Consider the following 18795-nt stretch of genomic DNA (forward strand, 5'->3'; position numbering starts at 1 on the left):
GAACACATCATATAAAAATGACCCGATAACGGGAGATCGGGTCATTTTTGCATTACTTTTGCTTATCATAAGCTTCAATAATTTTTGCAACAAGCGGATGCCTGACCACATCTGTCTGGTCAAGTTCAATCACGGAGATGCCGTTTACGTCCTTCAGCATGTCCTTCGCTACTGCAAGTCCCGATGTGACGCCTTTCGGCAGGTCAATTTGGCTTACGTCGCCCGTAATGATCATTTTAGAGCCAAAACCCAATCTCGTCAAAAACATTTTCATTTGAGCGGGAGTGGTATTCTGGGCTTCATCAAGAATCACATACGCGTCGTCAAGCGTCCGCCCTCTCATATAGGCAAGCGGGGCGATTTCGATAACCCCTCTTTCCATAAGACGCTCCGTATGGTCGCTTCCGAGCACATCATGGAGCGCGTCATACAGCGGGCGCAGATAAGGATCTACTTTTTCCTTTAAATCTCCGGGCAGAAAGCCGAGGCTCTCGCCGGCTTCCACAGCGGGTCTTGTTAAAATGATTTTTTTAATGTGGCCGTTTTTTAAAGCGTGCACCGCTTTTACGACCGCCAAATAAGTTTTGCCGGTTCCCGCCGGCCCGATGCCGAACACCATGTCGTTTTTCTTCATCGCCGCCACATATTCTCTTTGGCCGATGGTTTTGACACGGATCGGTTTGCCTTTAGCCGTTTTCGTTATTTCCTCTTCATACATGCTTTCAAAATAGTCCAGTTCATCTTTTTTTGCCATTTTCACGGCATACAGCACATCACGTTCCGAAATCTCGATCCCCTTGCGAATTAAAGTAAGGAGCGAGCCCAATAATCTGTCAGCGATCTCAAATGTTTCATCATTCCCGGAAACGTAAATGGTTTCACCGCGTGTGATGAGGCTAATGCCCAGATCCTTCTCCATTAAATGTAAAAAAGCATCTTGGCTGCCGAACAAAGAAAGTGCTTCGTCCGGGCTTTTCAGTTTGTGATTAATCGCAAGTAAATGTTCTGCCATTCTTTAGTCTCCCTGAACAATAGGTGTGGTTTGAACGATATCTTCTATAACTTGGTAGAGAATAATCAACTTTACTTTACCATTCTCAACGGATTGGTGCAAAACTTTTTCACTTTCCACCTCTCCGCTGCCGTTTAATCGCTTTTCTACATCTTGTCTTCCCATTTTGATACCGGCCTGAACCGCTTCGCCTTTCGTATAAGTCCGCACGGATGTTTCACTTTCTCTTGTCTGTTCTTGAACGTAAGAAACCGGAAGCTTCATCCCCAGAAATTGAAACGGATGCTTTTCTTCCTCTGTTTTCGGATGTTTCAGCGGCTTCTCATTAAATTCAAAGCCCCAAAAAGGCACGCCCCATGATCCGAAAGACAGCTTGTGCTTCGTCCTTACTTTACCCGTATATAGCGTAAATGATGTTTCAAGAGGCACGGTTACTTCTGACTTGTACCATGTTTCTCCGTAAATTTCCGCTTTTGAGGCAACTTTCCGGTCTTCATTTCCGATCAGTCCTGAGACGAGGAGCTGTCCTTTGTCAACATGATCGTTCACAAAAGCCATCGGCTGCCCCTTTTGCACGAACATCCTTTTGATGACCGCCTTCTTTTTGGCAACGATATGGCGGGGGCTCACGTACTTTTCTTTTGTCGGTTCGTTTTTTTCGACCACTTTCATATGAAGGGCTGTCCCGTTCAATTCCACACCGACCCACGTAATATTATCGATACCGTTTGTTAATGATTTTTGAATTTTCTCCGGCGTCATCATTAAAAATTGCAAACGGCCTTTTTTTACACCGATTTCTTCAAGGTGCTTTACCATCTGATGCTCGGTCTCTGGCTTGGCCCCTTTAATATCAATTTCCCAAATCATGTTGGACAAAAGAAACAATATAACAAAAAATATCACAAATCCCGCAGTGAAACCCAGATTTAATTTTGATTTGAGAAGCAGAAAGGGAAGACCCTTTCTTTTTGTAAAGCTTGCTTTGCATTCATGTTTTCTGATGACTCTTCTGAAAGCATGTACATCTTGAAGCTGAATCATCAGCAGAACACAGTCTTGCTTTTTTTTCACCGCAAAGATGGCGATTCCGTTTCTCGTGCATTCATTCAGCAGCCGTTCAATTCCTTTTCCTTTGACTTCCATTTGGACTTTACCCGAAAAAAATGACAGCCATTTGTTTTTCACATTATTTCCCCCCGGCTTTATGAATCGACATATCGTACGTGATCTATCGTGCCTTCCAAAAGGATTTCCTCAGGAAGGATTGCCTTAATGACCAAGTTTTTTCCTGATATGATACACTGCCCCTGCTTGAGCATCAGCCTGACTTCTTCTTCGCTGAACAGCAGGAGGCCTCTGTGATTCTCTATGTAGATATGAAGTCTGCCGACCATCGTAATACGAGGCAGATCCATCATAACGTCCGGGGGAATTTCCAATGCTCTTGTCAGCCATGCCTTTACACGATTCTTTCTTTGCCCCATAAAAAAAGAACCCCCTTTCATCTCATATGTATGATTTGAAAAGGGGTTCTAACACTTTATTTTTTACCGATGTTCCGCATGGTCCGGTGCGGTTTTTTTGCACGGGGCGGCCCCAAAACCTCACTGAATATAATGCCTTGGACCGCAGTTTCTTTATTTATTTTGAGGGCTGATTTCTTCAGAGACGCGTTTCGTGCGCGTGGGGATGTCAGCTTATGTTCAAGCCCGTTAAACATCTGCTCCGTCTCCGAAAGGCGCTGTTCAGCTTCCCTTCTTTTTTGCTCAAAAGGGTTCTCTTCTGAAACGGCAGGCAATTCTTCCGCTTCCGGCTTATGCTCTTTCTGCGGCTGTTTTTGATCCTGCTTTTTTGCCTGATTTCCGGGACGTGTACCCGGCGGACATTTTTCATCTTTGTTTTTCTTGCCGAATATTGCCGATATAATGCCGATGACGGCGGCAATGACGAGCGGATTTGTCAGAATCTCGTGCATATAGCGGCTCCCTCCTTAATAGAGAGGTTATTGTTGGTCTTCATCTTGCTGGTCATTCGTCAGCTTGCCGATAGAATCCCTCATGTCCGTATCCGCGTCGATATTTTTTATGTTCATATAGTCCATGACGCCGATGTTTCCTTCACGCAACGCTTCTGCCATCGCAAGCGGCACTTCGGCTTCTGCTTCCACGACTTTCGCACGCATTTCTTCTACGCGAGCGCGCATTTCCTGCTCTTGGGCGACCGCCATGGCGCGGCGCTCTTCCGCTTTGGCCTGCGCAATGTTTTTGTCTGCTTCTGCCTGATCCGTCTGAAGAATCGCTCCGATGTTTTTGCCGATATCAACGTCGGCGATGTCAATCGAAAGAATTTCAAATGCAGTGCCTGAATCCAGCCCTTTGCCAAGTACGGTCTGCGAAATCATATCAGGGTTTTCAAGTACTTTTTTATGATTGTGTGAAGAACCGATTGTCGAGACAATCCCTTCTCCGACACGGGCGACAACCGTCTCTTCTCCCGCTCCTCCGACAAGGCGCTCAATATTGGCTCTTACCGTGATTCTGGCTTTTGCTTTTACTTCAATTCCGTCCATGGCGACACCCGCGATAAACGGTGTTTCAATGACCTTCGGATTGACGCTCATCTGTACGGCTTCCAATACATCACGCCCGGCCAGGTCAATGGCTGCGCAGCGTTCAAATGTCAGCTCAATATTGGCGCGCTGTGCCGCAATCAGGGCATTGACCACCCTGTCGACATTACCTCCGGCCAGATAATGGCTTTCGAGCTGATTTGTTGTTGCGGATAGGCCGGCTTTGTGCGCTTTAATTAACGGATTGACAACGCGGCTTGGTATGACGCGCCGCAGCCTCATCCCGACCAAAGTGAAAATGCTGATTCTGACTCCTGCCGCAAGCGCCGAAATCCATAGCATCACCGGTACAAAGGTGAAGAATATGGCTAACACAATAATGGCAGCAGCAACTAATGCTAAAATCGCCAAACTTGACAGTTCCATCTAATTCCTCCTCAAGGTTATCATCTATATTTCTCTCACGACAATGCGTGAGCCTTCCGCTTTCACTACTTTCACCTGTCTGTCTTTTTCAGTGAATGATCCTTCCGAGACGACATCCAGACGTTCATCATCAATAATGACGGTGCCTGACGGTCTGAGGGCTGTAGCGGTAACGCCGACTTTTCCCAACAGCTCCGTCCGGTTCTGATTTGAAACATAACCGCTCTCCGTGCTTGTTGAATCAGTTAATATTAATTTTTTAAAGAATTTCATTCGTTTCCCCAACACCCTTGTTAATATGATAAAGGCTGTAATAGACACAGCAATGGCGATCAAGAGAGAAACCGCCATTACGGTAAAGCTACCCGCAGCGAGAAAGAGGCTCGCGATGACGCCTGCAATACCGATAAGACCGATTATGCCTCCGGGCAGGAATATCTCTAAAAGGATAAAAACGAAGCCCGCGCAAAATAAGAATACGCTGTCATAGCCGGCGAATCCGGCAGCGATATGCCCGGTGAAAAACAGCAGCATGGCCGTCAGTCCGACGGCACCCGGTATCCCGAGGCCCGGCGAGAACAATTCAATGGTCAAACCAAGCAAAGCAAGCGTTAATAAGACGGGGACAACAAACGGATTTGTCAGCCATCGGCCCAGTTTGCCGACGAAACCTTCTTCTGCATGGTGAACATCCGCTTTGTCAAAACCGAGCTTTGTATATAGAGCATCAAGGTTTGAAACCGTGCCCTCCGAATATCCGACTTCCTTGGCTTTTTCAGCTGTCAGTGTCAGCAGTTTTCCCTTTGGGGCGCCCGCTTCCTTTGCATTAATGGCGGGATCTGCCATGGCCAGGGCGTATTTCGGATTTCGGTTGTTTTTAACCGCTGCGTCCTCCATTTCTGCATGCCACAGTGATTGGGCCTTTTTGTCCGCCGCGTTTCCTTTTCCGTCGATGATGGCTGCGGCACCCATTTTTCCGCCCGGCGCCATGTAGATTTCATCTGCCTGAAGCGCTATATACGCTCCGGCAGAAAGCGCCCGTTTATTAACGTAAGCGGTAACAGGCACATCCGCGCGGCCGATGATATCCGCAATATCCAAGGCTGATTGAACGGCGCCTCCCGGTGTATTGATGTCAAGAATAATGTGTGACGCGCCGGACTCCTTCGCTTCTTTGAAAGAACGCGATAAAAACGAGGCGAGCCCCTGTTCGACATTTTTCTCAACCGGGATGACATAAACCGATGGGTGATCAGCTTTCACGTTCAATTGAACCCCTAATAAAGATAATACAAATAAGCCCAATAGAGCAACAGCAATTCCGGTTTTTTTTCGGAACAAGGCAAATATACCCTCCTTCCCGTTTCGTTCTTCTTTATATACGTAACAAATGTACTTTAGTTTCATTTTTTTATGTATAAAAAAAGACATCTCTCAAGGAAAGATGTCTTTTTTCTTGTCAATTAAGATAATTGACTGCTGACGAGTCTGTTAATTACGCTGCCGTCAGCTTTACCTTTTACTTTAGGCATAATAGCACTCATCACTTTGCCCATGTCCGCTTTGGAGCTCGCACCGACTTCAGCGATGGTTTCATTTACGATTGTCTGCAGCTCTTCTTCAGAAAGCTGCTTCGGTAAATAAACTTCTAAAATGTCCAGCTCTTTTTGAACTTTATCTACTAAATCTAAACGATTAGCGTTTGAAAATTCATGGAGGGAGTCTTTACGTTGCTTAAGTTCACGAGATAGGACAGTAAGTTCCTCATCCTCGGTCAAACTGTCTTTCTTAAGCTTAATTGCTTCGTTTTGAAGTGAAGCTTTCACCATTCGAACGACAGTCAGTTTGTCTTTCTCACGGCTTTTCATATACAGCTTCATATCTTGGTTAAGTCGCTCAAGAAGACTCATAAATCCACCCTCTTTTAGAATTTGCGTTTTCTAGCAGCTTCTGACTTTTTCTTGCGCTTTACGCTAGGTTTTTCATAAAATTCGCGCTTTCTTGCTTCTTGCAAAGTACCTGTCTTTGATACACTGCGTTTGAAGCGACGAAGAGCATCTTCAAGCGATTCGTTTTTTCTAACGACCGTTTTTGACATTCTCTTTCCCTCCCTCCGAATACACCAATCGACTACCTTTAAAAAGATACATATATAAACATGTACTTTGACATTATAATATAAGCCATCAGTCAGGTCAACTAAGCGAGCTCACTTTTCCGTCATGAATAAGGCTGCTTGTCTATATAATGATGGAAAGGGGTGTTTCGTTTGATGATACTGATTCTCTTTACCGCACTTATCCTGGTTTTTTTACTCGGAATGAGCCTGCTCAGGCAGGGGCTGATCGCATTAACGTATTCAAAAATTGAGAAAAGCCTGCTCTTATTTACCGACCACCCTTTGAAAGCTTTTCTCATAAGCATCGTGTTCACTGGTTTTCTTCAGAGCAGCTCAGCCTTCATGGTCATTGTCATCGGCTTTGTCAGCGCAGGCGCTTTATCTTTTAAACGGACCATTCCGATGATTCTCGGCACGAATGTCGGCTCCACGTTTACGACGGAGTTTTTAGCCATAAAGATGGATGTGCTCATTTGGGTGCTTTTTATCGGAGGCCTTGTGTTTATCCTCCTCCGTAAATATCCGTTCAGGCAGATCGGCATAAGCTTCCTCGGTCTCGGCATCATCTTTTTTTGCATCACATGCTTCAGCCGGCTCGCCGTTCCGCTGACAGAAATGAAGGCGGGGGCGGAGGTTTTGCGACATGTGAATGATTCGAGCTGGTCCGCTCTTTTTATCGGTATGATATTGACGGCAATCATTCATTCAAGCTCCGTCTGCATCGGCATTTTGATGAGTTTTATGAACGAAGGGGTGATCGGCATTGAACAAGCGGTCAGCGTCGTTCTGGGATCTAATATCGGGACATGCGTCACGGCCGTCATGGCTGCTGTTTCAGGCGGTTATGCCGCCAGACAGACCGCCGGTGCTCACGTTGTGTTTAATATTCTCGGCGTGCTGCTCGTATTTCCCTTCCTGTCCGCATCAGCAGGTTTTACGGAGCGCCTGTCTGATGATCCCGCGCAGATGATTGCGCATTTCAGCCTGTTATTTAACGTAGTCACCGCCCTATTGTTTCTGCCGTTCACACATTTGTTTTACCGGCTGATTGACAGGCTGATTCCTCCGAAACCGTAAAAAAACCGATGCGGGAAGGCACCGGTTTTTTTACATATGTTATGAAGACATGCGCATGTTTCGGGTCATTTCATCCTCAACGACGCGGACGAATTGTCCTTCATTGTACGGATAGCCCGCTTTTTGAATTTTGACTTTGACAAGTTTGCCGATTAGATCTTCCGTGCCTTTGAAGACGACTTTCATGTAATTGTCCGTATAGCCGACGAACATGCCGTCTTCATCAGACTCTTTAAACGTCTCTTCAGGAATGATTTCCAGAACCTCTCCTTCATAATCGGAGGCGTATTCTTTTGCAAGCTGGTCAGACAGCGCGATCAGCTTATGCACCCGTTCGTTTTTCACGTTCTCGTCAACCTGGTCTTCCATTCTGGCCGCAGGTGTTCCGGTGCGTTTGCTGTAAGGGAATACGTGAAGCTCTGAAAACTTATGTTCTTTAATGAACCGGTATGTTTCCATAAATTCTTCTTCCGTTTCACCCGGGAAACCGACGATGACATCAGATGTGACGGCTAGACCCGGCAGCGCTTCTTTCAGCTTATTTAAACGGTCCGCGAAAAATTCCATCGTATATTTGCGTCTCATCCGTTTCAGAACGGTGTTTGATCCTGACTGAATCGGGATATGAAGGTGACGGACGATTTTATCAGACGCATCCAGCACTTCAATTACTTCATCAGTGATTTGGCTTGCTTCAATAGATGAAATTCTGATCCGCTTCAATCCTTCTACACGTGTATCAAGCTCGCGGAGAAGCTTGGCGAAATTATAATCTTTCATATCTTCGCCGTAGCCGCCCGTATGAATCCCCGTCAGGACGATTTCTTTATAGCCGGCATCCACCAGCTGCTGCGCCTGTTTAATGACTTCTTCCGGATCGCGGGAACGAAGCAGGCCGCGCGCCCAAGGGATAATGCAGAACGTACAGAAGTTGTTGCAGCCCTCTTGGATTTTTAACGACGCTCTTGTGCGGTCAGTAAAAGCGGGAACATCCAGCTCTTCAAACACGCGTGCTTTCATAATATTGCCGACGCCGTTGATCGGCTGGCGCTCTTCCCTGTACTGCTCAATGTAACCGAGCATTTTTTCACGATCCTGCGTGCCGACGACGATGTCAACACCCGGGATGGCCATTATTTCTGCCGGAGAGGTTTGCGCATAGCACCCTGTTACGCAGATGACGCCGTCAGGATTTTGGCGGATCGCCCGTCTGATGACTTGACGGCTTTTTTTATCTCCCGTGTTTGTTACCGTACATGTATTAATGACATATACATCTGCTGTCTGTTCGAATTCTTTTCGTTCATAACCCGCATCTTTAAACAGCTGCCAGATTGCTTCTGTTTCATAATGGTTGACCTTGCAGCCAAGGGTATGAAAAGCAACAGTTGCCATTACTGATCACCTCTTAATAACTCTGTATGATAGGAAACTGCGCTTAACGCGTAAAGAGGCGCAGTTTCAGTCCGTAAAATTCTCGGTCCGAGGCCGCATAAGACGGCGCCTTTTTCTGAAAGCTGATGAACTTCAGACTCAGTCAGACCGCCTTCAGGGCCGAATACGATTAAAAGAGACGAACCTTGCGGAAGGCTTTTGAGCTCCGCGGCGAAAGCGCCCGTTTCTCCCTGCTTTGATGACTCCTCGTATGCAACGACACATTTATCGACATTCTCCGCCATTTCAAGCAGCTGCCGGAACGTATGAACGGTTTTCACTTCGGGAATTTCATTGCGGTACGATTGCTCCGCCGCTTCCTTCGCGATTTTCGCCCATCTCTCCCGTTTTTTCTTTGCCTTTTTGTCGTCTAGCTTAACAACGGATCTGGCGCCTTGAAAAGGGATGAACATACTTGCCCCCAGCTCGGTCCCTTTTTGGATAATCCATTCAAGCTTATCACCTTTCGGAAGGCCGCTTGCGATCCTGATCTTCAAAGGCAGTTCACGGTTTTCACCCGTCCACTCAGCAATGCTGCATGATATATGATCTTTAGAAACCTCTTTAAGCAGGCAAAACGCTTCATGGCCGTCTTTCGAACAGCAGATAATCCGGTCTCCCGCACTCATTCTCATGACGTTCGCTATATGGTGGATGTCTTCCCCCGTGATTTGAAAATCAGGAGTTTCGTCCATCTCCTGCTTCGTGAGCTCGATAAAATATCGTTGCATACGCTGTGACACCTACTAACTGTTATTTTTTCGCGATGATGCTGACCCAATCTTCCATAGACAGAATTTCTATGATAGTAAAGCCGGCTTTTTCCAACGCTTCTTTTACTTCCTGTTTTTTCTGGCCGATAATGCCTGAAGTGATAAAATGGCCTCCGTCTTTGAGCAGGTCGTACGCCTGTGATGTAAAGCGGAGAATCACTTCTGCCAAAATATTTGCGACAATGACATCATGTTCGCCCGTGATGCCGTCTAACAAATTGTTCTGCTTCACTTCGGCCGTATCACTCACTTTGTTCAATTTCACATTCAGACGCGCGCTTTCAACAGCGACCGGATCAAGGTCATACGCATGAACCGATTCGGCCTCAAGCATGGCGGCCGCGATGCTTAAAATTCCTGAACCGGTGCCGACATCAATGATACGGTCGCCTTTTTGAACGATACGTTCAAGCGCCTGAATGCACAGAACTGTTGTCGGATGCGTTCCGGTACCGAATGCCATACCCGGGTCCATTTCGATAATCAGTTCATCTGTATGAACAGGTGTGTACGTTTCCCATGTGGGAACGATCGTGAACTTTTCAGAAATTTTCACAGGATGATAATACTTTTTCCAAGCTGTTGCCCATTCTTCTTCATTCACTTCAGAAATGGTGATTTTGTTTCTGCCCAAATCAATGTCGTACAAAAGCAGATTATTAATCGTCTCTTTAATGCCGTCCACCGTTTCGCCGAGGAAACTGTTGATCGGCAGATACGCTTTGACAATGACACCCTCATCGGGGTAATCATTGGGGTCGAGCTGGTAGATTTCCCCGTAAACATTCTCACGCTCTTTCATTAAATCAAGCGGATCTTCGATGACAACCCCGCTCGCACCAGCTTCATGCAAAATATTTGAGATGGGTTCGACCGCTTCATGTGTTGTGTGAATGCTGATTTCGGACCATTTCAAAACTACCAACTCCTATCCAATCATTACTCGCCTTTAAATGCGCGTTTTACTTTGTCAAAGAAACTCATTTCTTGTTCATCCGGCAGGTTTCCGCTGACTTCAGCGAACTCGCGGATGATGTCTTTTTGTTTGTCTGTCAGATTCGTCGGTGTGACGACGCGGACGACAATGTGCTGGTCGCCTTGTCCGTAGCCCCGGACGTTCTGAACGCCTTTGCCTCTTAATCTGAATTTCGTGCCTGTTTGTGTGCCGGCAGGTATTTTCAATTTCACTTTTCCGTGAAGCGTCGGCACTTCCACTTCGTCTCCGAGTGCCGCTTGGGCAAACGTTAACGGCATTTCGCAATAAATATCGTCTCCGTCGCGCTCAAAGAACTCGTGGGCGCGCACATGGAATACGACAAACAGATCTCCCGCAGGCCCTCCGTTCACGCCCGGTTCACCTTGGCCCGGAACGCGCAGCTGCTGTCCGTCATCCACACCGGCAGGAATCGTGACATTGATTTTTTTCCGTTTTTTCACTTTGCCCGTGCCGCCGCAGTCAGAACACTTGTTTTTGATGATTTTTCCTGTTCCTTCACAGTGGTGGCAGACTCTTCGGTTAACCACTTTGCCAAACGGCGTGTTCTGTTCGACGTTCAGCTGGCCTGAACCTCCGCAGTGCGAGCACGTATCCGGCTTTGTTCCCGGCTTCGCGCCAGACCCTTTACATGTTTCGCAATTCTCTTCGCGCGGAATTTCAATGATCGTTTCTTTTCCGAAAGCCGCGTCTTCAAATGACAGGGTCATTGTATACTGCAGATCCGCGCCTTGCCGCGGCGCATTCGGGTCACGGCGTCTCGTGCCGCCTCCGAAGATGCTTGAGAAGATGTCATCGAAACCGAAGCCGCCGAAGTCTCCGCCGCCTCCGAAACCGCCGCCGAATCCCTGGTTAGGGTCTGTATGGCCGAATTGGTCATATTGAGCGCGTTTTTGGTCGTCTGAGAGCGCTTCGTACGCTTCTTTTACCTCTTTGAATTTTTCATCTGCTCCGGATTCTTTATTGATATCAGGATGATATTTTTTTGAAAGCTTCCGATAGGCTTTTTTGATTTCATCCTTTGAAGCGCTCTTACTTACCCCAAGCACTTCATAGTAATCACGCTTACTCATCTCGCTTCACTCTCCCGAATTTCTCACATAAATTAGATTGTATCATTTTGAATTATGTTTTTTCAATTCCTTTTATCCCGGGCAAGAAAAAAAGTCAAAGCCAAGAGATGCCTGACTTTGACTTTCTGTCTGTTGAATCAGAATATGCTGTGTGTTCTTCCGCCTATAGCCTATGCGGGAAAGAACTTATTTTTTCGTTTCGTCGTCTTTTACTTCTTCGTATTCCGCATCGACAACGTTGTCGTCCGCTTTTTTGCCTTCAGCGTTTGCTCCGCCTTCAGCCTGCTGCGCTTTCGCCGCTTCTTCGTAAAGCTTCATAGAAAGCTCTTGAACGATTGTTTGAAGTTCATCTTTTTTCGCTTTGATGTCTTCAATTTCGTTTTTCTCGATAGCGGCTTTCAGCGCGTCTTTCGCGTCGTTTGCTTTTTTCACTTGCTCTTCGTCCACTTTGCCTTCCAGATCTTTTAATGTTTTTTCCGTTTGGAACACAAGCTGGTCAGCTTCGTTGCGGACTTCGATTTCTTCTTTTCTCTTCGCATCAGCGTCAGCGTTTTCTTCCGCTTCTTTTACCATGCGTTCGATCTCATCATCAGAAAGACCTGAAGAAGATTTGATTGTAATATTTTGTTCTTTTCCTGTGCCTAAGTCTTTCGCTCTTACGTTTACGATACCGTTTTTGTCAATATCGAAAGAAACTTCGATTTGCGGTACGCCGCGCGGTGCAGGCGGGATATCAGTAAGCTGGAAGCGGCCGAGCGTTTTGTTGTCGGCAGACATCGGGCGCTCACCTTGAAGAACATGGATATCAACAGCTGTTTGGTTGTCAGCAGCGGTTGAGAATACTTGAGACTTGCTCGTCGGAATTGTCGTGTTGCGGTCGATCAGTTTCGTGAACACGCCGCCCATTGTTTCAATACCGAGAGAAAGCGGTGTAACGTCAAGAAGAACAACGTCTTTTACGTCTCCAGTGATGACGCCGCCTTGAATCGCTGCACCCAGCGCTACAACTTCATCAGGGTTTACGCCTTTATGCGCTTCTTTACCCGTTTCTTTTTTGATTGCTTCCTGTACGGCAGGAATACGTGTTGATCCGCCGACAAGGATAACTTTATCGATTTCGCTTGCAGAAAGATCCGCATCTTGAAGAGCCTGACGGACAGGAGCCATTGTGCGCTCAACAAGGTGAGCGGAAAGCTCTTCGAATTTAGCGCGGGTCAGTGTCAGCTCAAGGTGAAGAGGACCTGCTTCTCCCGCCGTGATAAACGGTAAAGAAATTTGTGTGGATGATACGCCGGAAAGATCTTTTTTCGCTTTTTCAGCCGCATCTTTTAAACGCTGAAGCGCCATTTTGTCTTTTGAAAGATCAATGCCGTTTTCTTTTTTGAATTCTGCTACGAGATGATCGATGATGACTTGGTCAAAGTCGTCCCCGCCAAGACGGTTGTCACCGGCAGTTGAACGGACTTCAAACACGCCGTCGCCAAGTTCAAGAACAGATACGTCAAACGTACCGCCGCCAAGGTCGTAAACAAGAATTGTTTGGTCTTCATCCGTTTTATCAAGTCCGTATGCAAGCGCTGCTGCAGTCGGCTCGTTGATAATACGCTCTACTTCAAGACCGGCGATTTTACCGGCATCTTTTGTCGCTTGGCGCTCAGCATCGTTGAAGTATGCAGGAACCGTGATAACGGCTTTTGAAACTGTTTCGCCGAGGTAGCTTTCAGCATATGCTTTCAGATGCTGAAGGATAATAGCTGACACTTCTTGAGGCGTGTAGTCTTTTCCTTCAATTTCCACTTTATAGTCAGTACCCATATGGCGTTTAACAGACATGATTGTGTTAGGATTTGTGATTGATTGGCGTTTCGCCACTTCCCCTACTTGGCGCTCGCCGTTTTTAAATGCAACGACTGACGGAGTCGTACGGTTTCCTTCAGCGTTGGCGATGACTGTAGGCTCTCCGCCTTCAAGCACTGCCACACATGAGTTTGTCGTACCCAAGTCAATTCCGATTACTTTACTCACTTTGAATTACCTCCTGCTATGTAGTTATTGATTCACTTTTACCATTGAAGGACGGATGACGCGATCCTTCAGTTTGTAGCCTTTTTGCAGTTCTTCGATAACAATATTGCTGCCGAAGTTTTCATCTTCCACCTGCATGACGGCTTGGTGAAGGTTCGGATCAAATTCCTGACCGACAGCTTCGATGGCTTCTACGCCTTCTTTTTCAAGTGCGTCCATCAGCTGGCGGCGGACCATTTCCATACCTTGCAGCAAGCTTTTTGTCTGCTCGCTTTCAGCTTCTACCTGTAGCGCCCGTTCAAAGTTGTCGAGAGCCGGAAGGATTTCCGTTACGACGTTTTGAGAACGGTATTTCTGAGCAGCTTCCATTTCAAGGCGGCTGCGTCGTTTATAGTTTTCAAAGTCTGCTTGAACACGCAAAAGCTTGTTTTCTTTTTCATCAAGCAAACCCTGCAATTCATCAATTTGGTGCTGAAGGGCTTCTTCCTGACCTGCCGTTTCTTCATGCTGCTCTTGTGAAGCGGCTTGTTCTGCCTGTTCTGTCACTTCTTCTTGTTCTGCTGCTTCAACCTGTTCTGCGGTTTGTTTTTCTTCTGACATTGTGTTCACCTCCCTCAAATGCTGTAAAAAGATGACTGAAAATGATTGCCAAAATTCCCTTATTCATCATACAAACTTGTGAATGCTTTTGACAAGTCCGAAGTCACGTGCTGCAGCAGGCTGACGACTCTTGAATAATTCATGCGCGTCGGCCCGATAATCGCGATTGATCCGATCTGTTTCGTATCAACTGTATAGGTGGCCGTGATTAAACTGCAGTTTTCCATTTCTTCGTAGTCGTTTTCTTTCCCGATTTTGATTGAAATCCCGGCTTTTGATGACTGAAACAGCTTCAGAACATCCTGCTCTTTTTCAATTAAAGATAAGAGCGAGCGGACCCTTTCAATATCATGGAACTCCGGCTGATTCAGCATGTTGATCTTTCCGCCGAAAAACAATTTCTCGACGTGGGCCGCCGGATGGAATGTGGAGCGGAGCGATTCAAGTATGCTGTCATAGTTGGCGATATGCTGCCTTAAATATGTGACAACCTCTTTGAAAATGCGCTCATTCAGTTCGTCCATCGGCACGCCCGCTAATCGATCGTTTAATATATTGACCAGTTTTTCAATATCGGCCAAATCCACTTTAGCCGGGAAATTGATGGTGCGGTTTTCGACATGCCCCGTGTTCGTGACGAGGATGGCGACCGCCTTATCCGGCTGGATCGGAACGATTTGAATCTGTTTAAGATAGTTCTCGCTCAGCGTCGGCCCGAGGACAATCGATGTGTAGTTTGTCAGATCGGACAGGATTTGCGCTGATTTTTGGACTGTTTTTTCCAGCTCGAAGATTTTTTCTTTAAATATCGAGTGAATTAAATCCAGATCGGTTTTTGTCAGCTTGACGGGTGACAGCAAATGATCGACATAATACCTGTACCCTTTTTCCGACGGAATCCGTCCTGAGGATGAATGGGTTTTTTCAATAAAGCCCAATTCCTCCAAGTCAGCCATCTCGTTTCTGATCGTTGCAGAGCTGAATGTAATCTCGTCTTTTTTTGAAAGAGTTCTTGATCCTACAGGCTGCGCTGATTGTATAAAATCATTAATGATCACTTGCAGGATCAACAGCTGACGATTTGTTAACATCATCATCACCCCTGTTAGCACTCAAGGTCAGCGAGTGCTAATTCTATATCAAAAGTAACAAACCAAAAGAAAAATGTCAATTATAACTCACCCAAAAAAGCACCAAAAACCTCATTTCCTAATAATTTGCCCTCATGCGTTAATGCAACCGATTCTTCCGCGTCACAGATCAGGCCTTTTTCGGTTAAATCTTTGAGAACATCGGGAAACAGTTCGTCGACCGAGCGTCCGAATTTATCGAGAAAAGCTTGCTTTTGTACGCCGGACATTTTTCTGAGACCGAGGAACATTTCTTCTTCAATCTGCTCCTCACGTGTCACCTTGTGCGTGTCACGGTAAGGCAGCGCCTTTTCTTCGATGAGCTGCATGTAATGTTTCACAGGCCCGGCGTTGACGGTGCGCGTCCCGCTGATATATCCGTGAGCGCCTGCGCCAAAACCGAAATACTCTTCATTGCTCCAATACGTCAGATTATGCTGCGACTCGTATCCGGGCTTTGCAAAGTTACTGATCTCGTATTGACGGATGCCCGCTTCACTCATCTGCCTCATGACCGTTTCATACATCTCGGCCTCTTGTTCTTGCGCCGGGAGATGCAGGCGGCCTTTTTGCATTAAATTATAAAACACCGTTTTCGGCTCTACGATCAGCGAGTAAACGGAATAGTGCTCCGCATCAAGAGATAAAGCCGTTTTGACGGAATTGTCAAGATCGGCCAGCGTCTGCCCCGGCAGGCCGAACATCAAATCGAGACTGATGTTTTCGAAGCCGAGAGCCCTCGCACGTTCAAAGGAAGTGAATACGTCCTTTTGTTTATGCACTCTGCCGATTTTTTGTAAAAGCTCATCTTCAAAGGTTTGAACACCGAAGCTCAGCCGGTTGACACCGGCATTTTTCATAATTTTTAATTTTTCCGGGGACAAATCATCCGGATTCGCTTCCGCGGCAAATTCTATGAGTCCGTCAGAAGGCTTCAGCACGCGGTGAATGGAATCCATCAATTTTTCCAGCTGGACGGGTGAAAGCGATGTCGGCGTGCCTCCCCCGATAAAAATCGTACGGAGATCAGGCCGTCCCGTCCGTTCTATTGTATTTATCATTTCCTTTTCGAGTGAGTTTAAGTACTCATCGACAGGCTGGCTTTGAATAAAATATTTATTGAAATCGCAATAGTGGCAGATATGCTCACAAAACGGAATATGAATATAAGCTGATTTCATTTTGAAACACCTTCTTCTTTACAGAAAGAAGCCGCAGCGCGGGACTGCGGCGGCTTCCGTTATTTTTTCGGGCTGTCATCCATTTTAAGAACGGCCATAAACGCTTCCTGCGGCACTTCTACTGAGCCGACCTGCTTCATCCGGCGTTTTCCTTCTTTTTGTTTTTCAAGAAGCTTCCGTTTCCGCGAGATGTCTCCGCCGTAACATTTAGCCAATACGTTTTTACGCATCGCTTTAATGGTAGAGCGGGCCACGATTTTCTGGCCGATCGCTGCTTGAATCGGTACTTCAAAGTGCTGGCGCGGAATAAGCTCTTTCAGTTTTTCCACAATTACTTTTCCGCGTTCGTACGCGTAATCGCGATGCACGATAAATGAAAGGGCGTCGATTTTTTCTCCGTTCAGCATAATGTCCATCTTGACAAGTTTGGACGGTTTGTAGCCGATCAGCTCGTAATCAAAGGACGCGTAGCCTTTTGTGCTTGATTTCAGCTGATCAAAAAACTCATAGACGATTTCCGCTAATGGCATGTCATAGACAATGCTGACACGATTTGCGTCTAAATATTGCATGTCGATAAAATTGCCGCGTTTTCCTTGGCAAAGCTCCATCACCGCACCGACATAATCGTTCGGCACCATCATTGTCGCTTTTACATACGGCTCCTCGATTCTTTCGATCTTTTGTGGGTCAGGCATGTTGGACGGGTTGTCGACAACAACCTTTTCGCCGTCTGTCATATACACATCATAGATAACACTCGGTGCCGTTGTGATCAGGTCGATTTTAAACTCACGCTCAATCCGCTCCTGGATGATTTCCATGTGAAGCATACCTAAAAATCCGCAGCGGAAACCGAATCCGAGCGCTTGGGATGTCTCTGCTTCATATTGAAGCGATGAGTCATTCAGTTCAAGTTTCTCAAGAGCTTCCCTTAAATCGTTGTATTTGGCCGTATCGATCGGATACAAACCGCAATACACCATCGGGTTCAGCTTGCGATATCCAGGCAATGCTTCGGCAGCCTGATTGGCCGCGCTTGTTATCGTGTCACCGACGCGTGTGTCACCGACATTTTTAATCGCAGCAGTTAAAAAGCCTACATCGCCGACAGTCAGTTCATCTGTCGGAGTTGCTTTCGGCGTGAACACACCGACTTCTGTCACTTCAAACTCTTTTCCGGTTGCCATCATTTTAATTTTCTGGCCCGGTTTGACCGTTCCTTCTACGACTCTGATATACGCGACGACTCCGCGGTACGCGTCATAAAGCGAGTCAAAGATGAGCGCTTTCAGCGGAGCTTCCGGGTCTCCCGCGGGAGCCGGCACTTTTTCTACGATCTGTTCTAAAATGTCTTCGATGCCGATGCCCGCTTTCGCTGAAGCGAGGACGGCGTCTGAAGCGTCAAGGCCGATAACGTCCTCAACCTCTTGACGCACACGTTCTGGCTCTGCGCTCGGAAGATCGATTTTATTAATGACAGGAAGAATCTCAAGATCATTATCAAGCGCCAGATAGACGTTCGCCAATGTCTGCGCTTCTATTCCCTGAGCCGCATCAACAACGAGAATCGCGCCTTCACAGGCAGCCAGGCTTCGCGATACTTCATATGTAAAGTCGACGTGTCCGGGCGTGTCGATGAGATGGAATATATATTCTTCTCCGTCTTTTGCTTTATATTTCAGCTGAACGGAATTTAATTTGATGGTAATTCCCCGTTCGCGTTCAAGGTCCATTGAATCAAGCAATTGTTCTTTCATTTCCCGCTGGGTGATCGCCGATGTTTTTTCTAAAATCCGATCCGCCAAGGTCGATTTGCCGTGGTCTATGTGGGCGATGATGGAGAAATTCCGGATTCTTGACTGCCTCTCTAAACGCTTTTCTTTATCTGTCACAATCTATCACTCCTACTATTAAACGCAAAATACACTAGCTTAGATTATATCAATAGGATTGTAAACATTCAATTAAAACAAGAAAGAGAAAAGCTTCCTTTAAGGAATCATCCGCTTTTCTCTTCATCAATGCTAACGGTTCAGTTTCGAAACCCACTCATACATCGCCTGCGCCGAGTCCGTCACGGTATTTGAAAGGGTTTCCCCGGCTTTTGAAAACAAGTTGAAGGTTTCCGCCTGTTCCAGCTGTTTTTGTTTTTCTTCCAGATCTTTCGCCGTAACGGTTTGCCCCAAAATGGAAGCTTCTTTTTCCTGTCCTTCTCCGCCGCCGAGCGTGAACGCTCCTTTTAAGGAGGGATCTTTGTATCCTTTCATATCAAGCATTCCGCTGTTTGCCTGCTGCATGCCGAACAATACGCCGAAAAACATGACAATGGCGATCAGCAGGCATTTGCCGGTAAAACGGATCATTCGAATCACCTGA

The 18795-nt window shown here is 46.5% G+C and carries 18 protein-coding genes and 1 pseudogene; 1 reads left to right on the plus strand and 18 read right to left on the minus strand.

Features of this window, described 5'->3' with window-relative positions; translation table 11 throughout:
• Positions 1-52 precede the first annotated feature (52 nt).
• The 8 genes and pseudogenes from G4O42_RS11965 to rpsU all read right to left on the minus strand — a co-directional run bounded on the left by G4O42_RS11965 (position 53) and on the right by rpsU (position 6108).
• The gene (locus G4O42_RS11965) at positions 53-1012 is read right to left on the minus strand and encodes a PhoH family protein (protein ID WP_007408283.1); all 960 of its coding nucleotides are present in this window, start codon (positions 1010-1012) and stop codon (positions 53-55) included.
• Positions 976-2200 (minus strand): annotated as a pseudogene (gene yqfD / locus G4O42_RS11970) (sporulation protein YqfD). Before yqfD ends, G4O42_RS11965 begins: the two are co-directional and overlap by 37 nt.
• Before the next feature lie 17 nt (positions 2201-2217).
• Entirely contained in the window at positions 2218-2499 is a 282-nt protein-coding gene (gene yqfC, locus G4O42_RS11975) for a sporulation protein YqfC (protein WP_003152966.1), read from the minus strand.
• Positions 2500-2555: 56 nt separating this feature from the next.
• The gene (locus tag G4O42_RS11980) at positions 2556-2990 is read right to left on the minus strand and encodes a hypothetical protein (protein WP_032873969.1); all 435 of its coding nucleotides are present in this window, start codon (positions 2988-2990) and stop codon (positions 2556-2558) included.
• Positions 2991-3017: 27 nt separating this feature from the next.
• Entirely contained in the window at positions 3018-4010 is a 993-nt protein-coding gene (floA, locus tag G4O42_RS11985) for a flotillin-like protein FloA (protein WP_014418409.1), read from the minus strand.
• A gap of 24 nt (positions 4011-4034) precedes the next feature.
• On the minus strand, positions 4035-5351 hold the full coding sequence (locus G4O42_RS11990) for an NfeD family protein (RefSeq protein WP_032873967.1): 1317 nt from the start codon (positions 5349-5351) through the stop codon (positions 4035-4037).
• A gap of 122 nt (positions 5352-5473) precedes the next feature.
• On the minus strand, positions 5474-5920 hold the full coding sequence (locus G4O42_RS11995) for a GatB/YqeY domain-containing protein (RefSeq protein ID WP_007408278.1): 447 nt from the start codon (positions 5918-5920) through the stop codon (positions 5474-5476).
• A gap of 14 nt (positions 5921-5934) precedes the next feature.
• A complete protein-coding gene (gene rpsU, locus G4O42_RS12000; RefSeq protein ID WP_003152957.1) occupies positions 5935-6108 on the minus strand; it encodes a 30S ribosomal protein S21 in 174 nt (57 codons plus the stop codon).
• 171 nt (positions 6109-6279) lie between these two features.
• On the opposite strand from rpsU, the gene G4O42_RS12005 reads away from it, so the two are divergent.
• Positions 6280-7206 (plus strand): Na/Pi symporter, encoded by a 927-nt coding sequence (locus tag G4O42_RS12005; RefSeq protein WP_007408277.1) that lies wholly within the window; start codon positions 6280-6282, stop codon positions 7204-7206.
• Between the two features lie 39 nt (positions 7207-7245).
• Here the strand turns inward: G4O42_RS12005 and mtaB are convergent, their stop codons facing one another.
• The 10 genes from mtaB to G4O42_RS12055 form a co-directional block, all read right to left on the minus strand.
• The gene (mtaB, locus tag G4O42_RS12010) at positions 7246-8601 is read right to left on the minus strand and encodes a tRNA (N(6)-L-threonylcarbamoyladenosine(37)-C(2))-methylthiotransferase MtaB (RefSeq protein ID WP_015417847.1); all 1356 of its coding nucleotides are present in this window, start codon (positions 8599-8601) and stop codon (positions 7246-7248) included.
• Positions 8601-9371 (minus strand): 16S rRNA (uracil(1498)-N(3))-methyltransferase, encoded by a 771-nt coding sequence (locus G4O42_RS12015; protein WP_032873965.1) that lies wholly within the window; start codon positions 9369-9371, stop codon positions 8601-8603. Before G4O42_RS12015 ends, mtaB begins: the two co-directional genes overlap by 1 nt.
• Before the next feature lie 22 nt (positions 9372-9393).
• On the minus strand, positions 9394-10329 hold the full coding sequence (prmA, locus tag G4O42_RS12020; protein WP_014418413.1) for a 50S ribosomal protein L11 methyltransferase: 936 nt from the start codon (positions 10327-10329) through the stop codon (positions 9394-9396).
• 23 nt (positions 10330-10352) lie between these two features.
• Positions 10353-11480, minus strand: coding sequence for a molecular chaperone DnaJ (gene dnaJ, locus G4O42_RS12025; RefSeq protein ID WP_003152895.1), 1128 nt, complete (start codon positions 11478-11480; stop codon positions 10353-10355).
• A gap of 186 nt (positions 11481-11666) precedes the next feature.
• Entirely contained in the window at positions 11667-13505 is a 1839-nt protein-coding gene (gene dnaK / locus G4O42_RS12030) for a molecular chaperone DnaK (protein WP_007408273.1), read from the minus strand.
• A 24-nt stretch (positions 13506-13529) separates the two neighbouring features.
• On the minus strand, positions 13530-14105 hold the full coding sequence (gene grpE / locus G4O42_RS12035) for a nucleotide exchange factor GrpE (protein WP_003152892.1): 576 nt from the start codon (positions 14103-14105) through the stop codon (positions 13530-13532).
• A 59-nt stretch (positions 14106-14164) separates the two neighbouring features.
• On the minus strand, positions 14165-15196 hold the full coding sequence (hrcA, locus tag G4O42_RS12040; RefSeq protein WP_003152889.1) for a heat-inducible transcriptional repressor HrcA: 1032 nt from the start codon (positions 15194-15196) through the stop codon (positions 14165-14167).
• Positions 15197-15276: 80 nt separating this feature from the next.
• Entirely contained in the window at positions 15277-16416 is a 1140-nt protein-coding gene (hemW, locus tag G4O42_RS12045) for a radical SAM family heme chaperone HemW (RefSeq protein ID WP_032873963.1), read from the minus strand.
• A 59-nt stretch (positions 16417-16475) separates the two neighbouring features.
• Entirely contained in the window at positions 16476-18311 is a 1836-nt protein-coding gene (gene lepA / locus G4O42_RS12050) for a translation elongation factor 4 (RefSeq protein ID WP_014418416.1), read from the minus strand.
• A 132-nt stretch (positions 18312-18443) separates the two neighbouring features.
• Positions 18444-18782 carry a YqxA family protein gene (locus G4O42_RS12055; protein ID WP_007408270.1) on the minus strand — a complete coding sequence of 113 codons (339 nt, stop codon included), beginning with the start codon at positions 18780-18782 and terminating at the stop codon, positions 18444-18446.
• Between the last annotated feature and the right edge of the window lie 13 nt (positions 18783-18795).

Source organism: Bacillus sp. LUNF1, from assembly GCF_011008975.1.
In the GTDB taxonomy this organism is placed as follows: Bacteria; Bacillota; Bacilli; order Bacillales; family Bacillaceae; genus Bacillus; species Bacillus velezensis.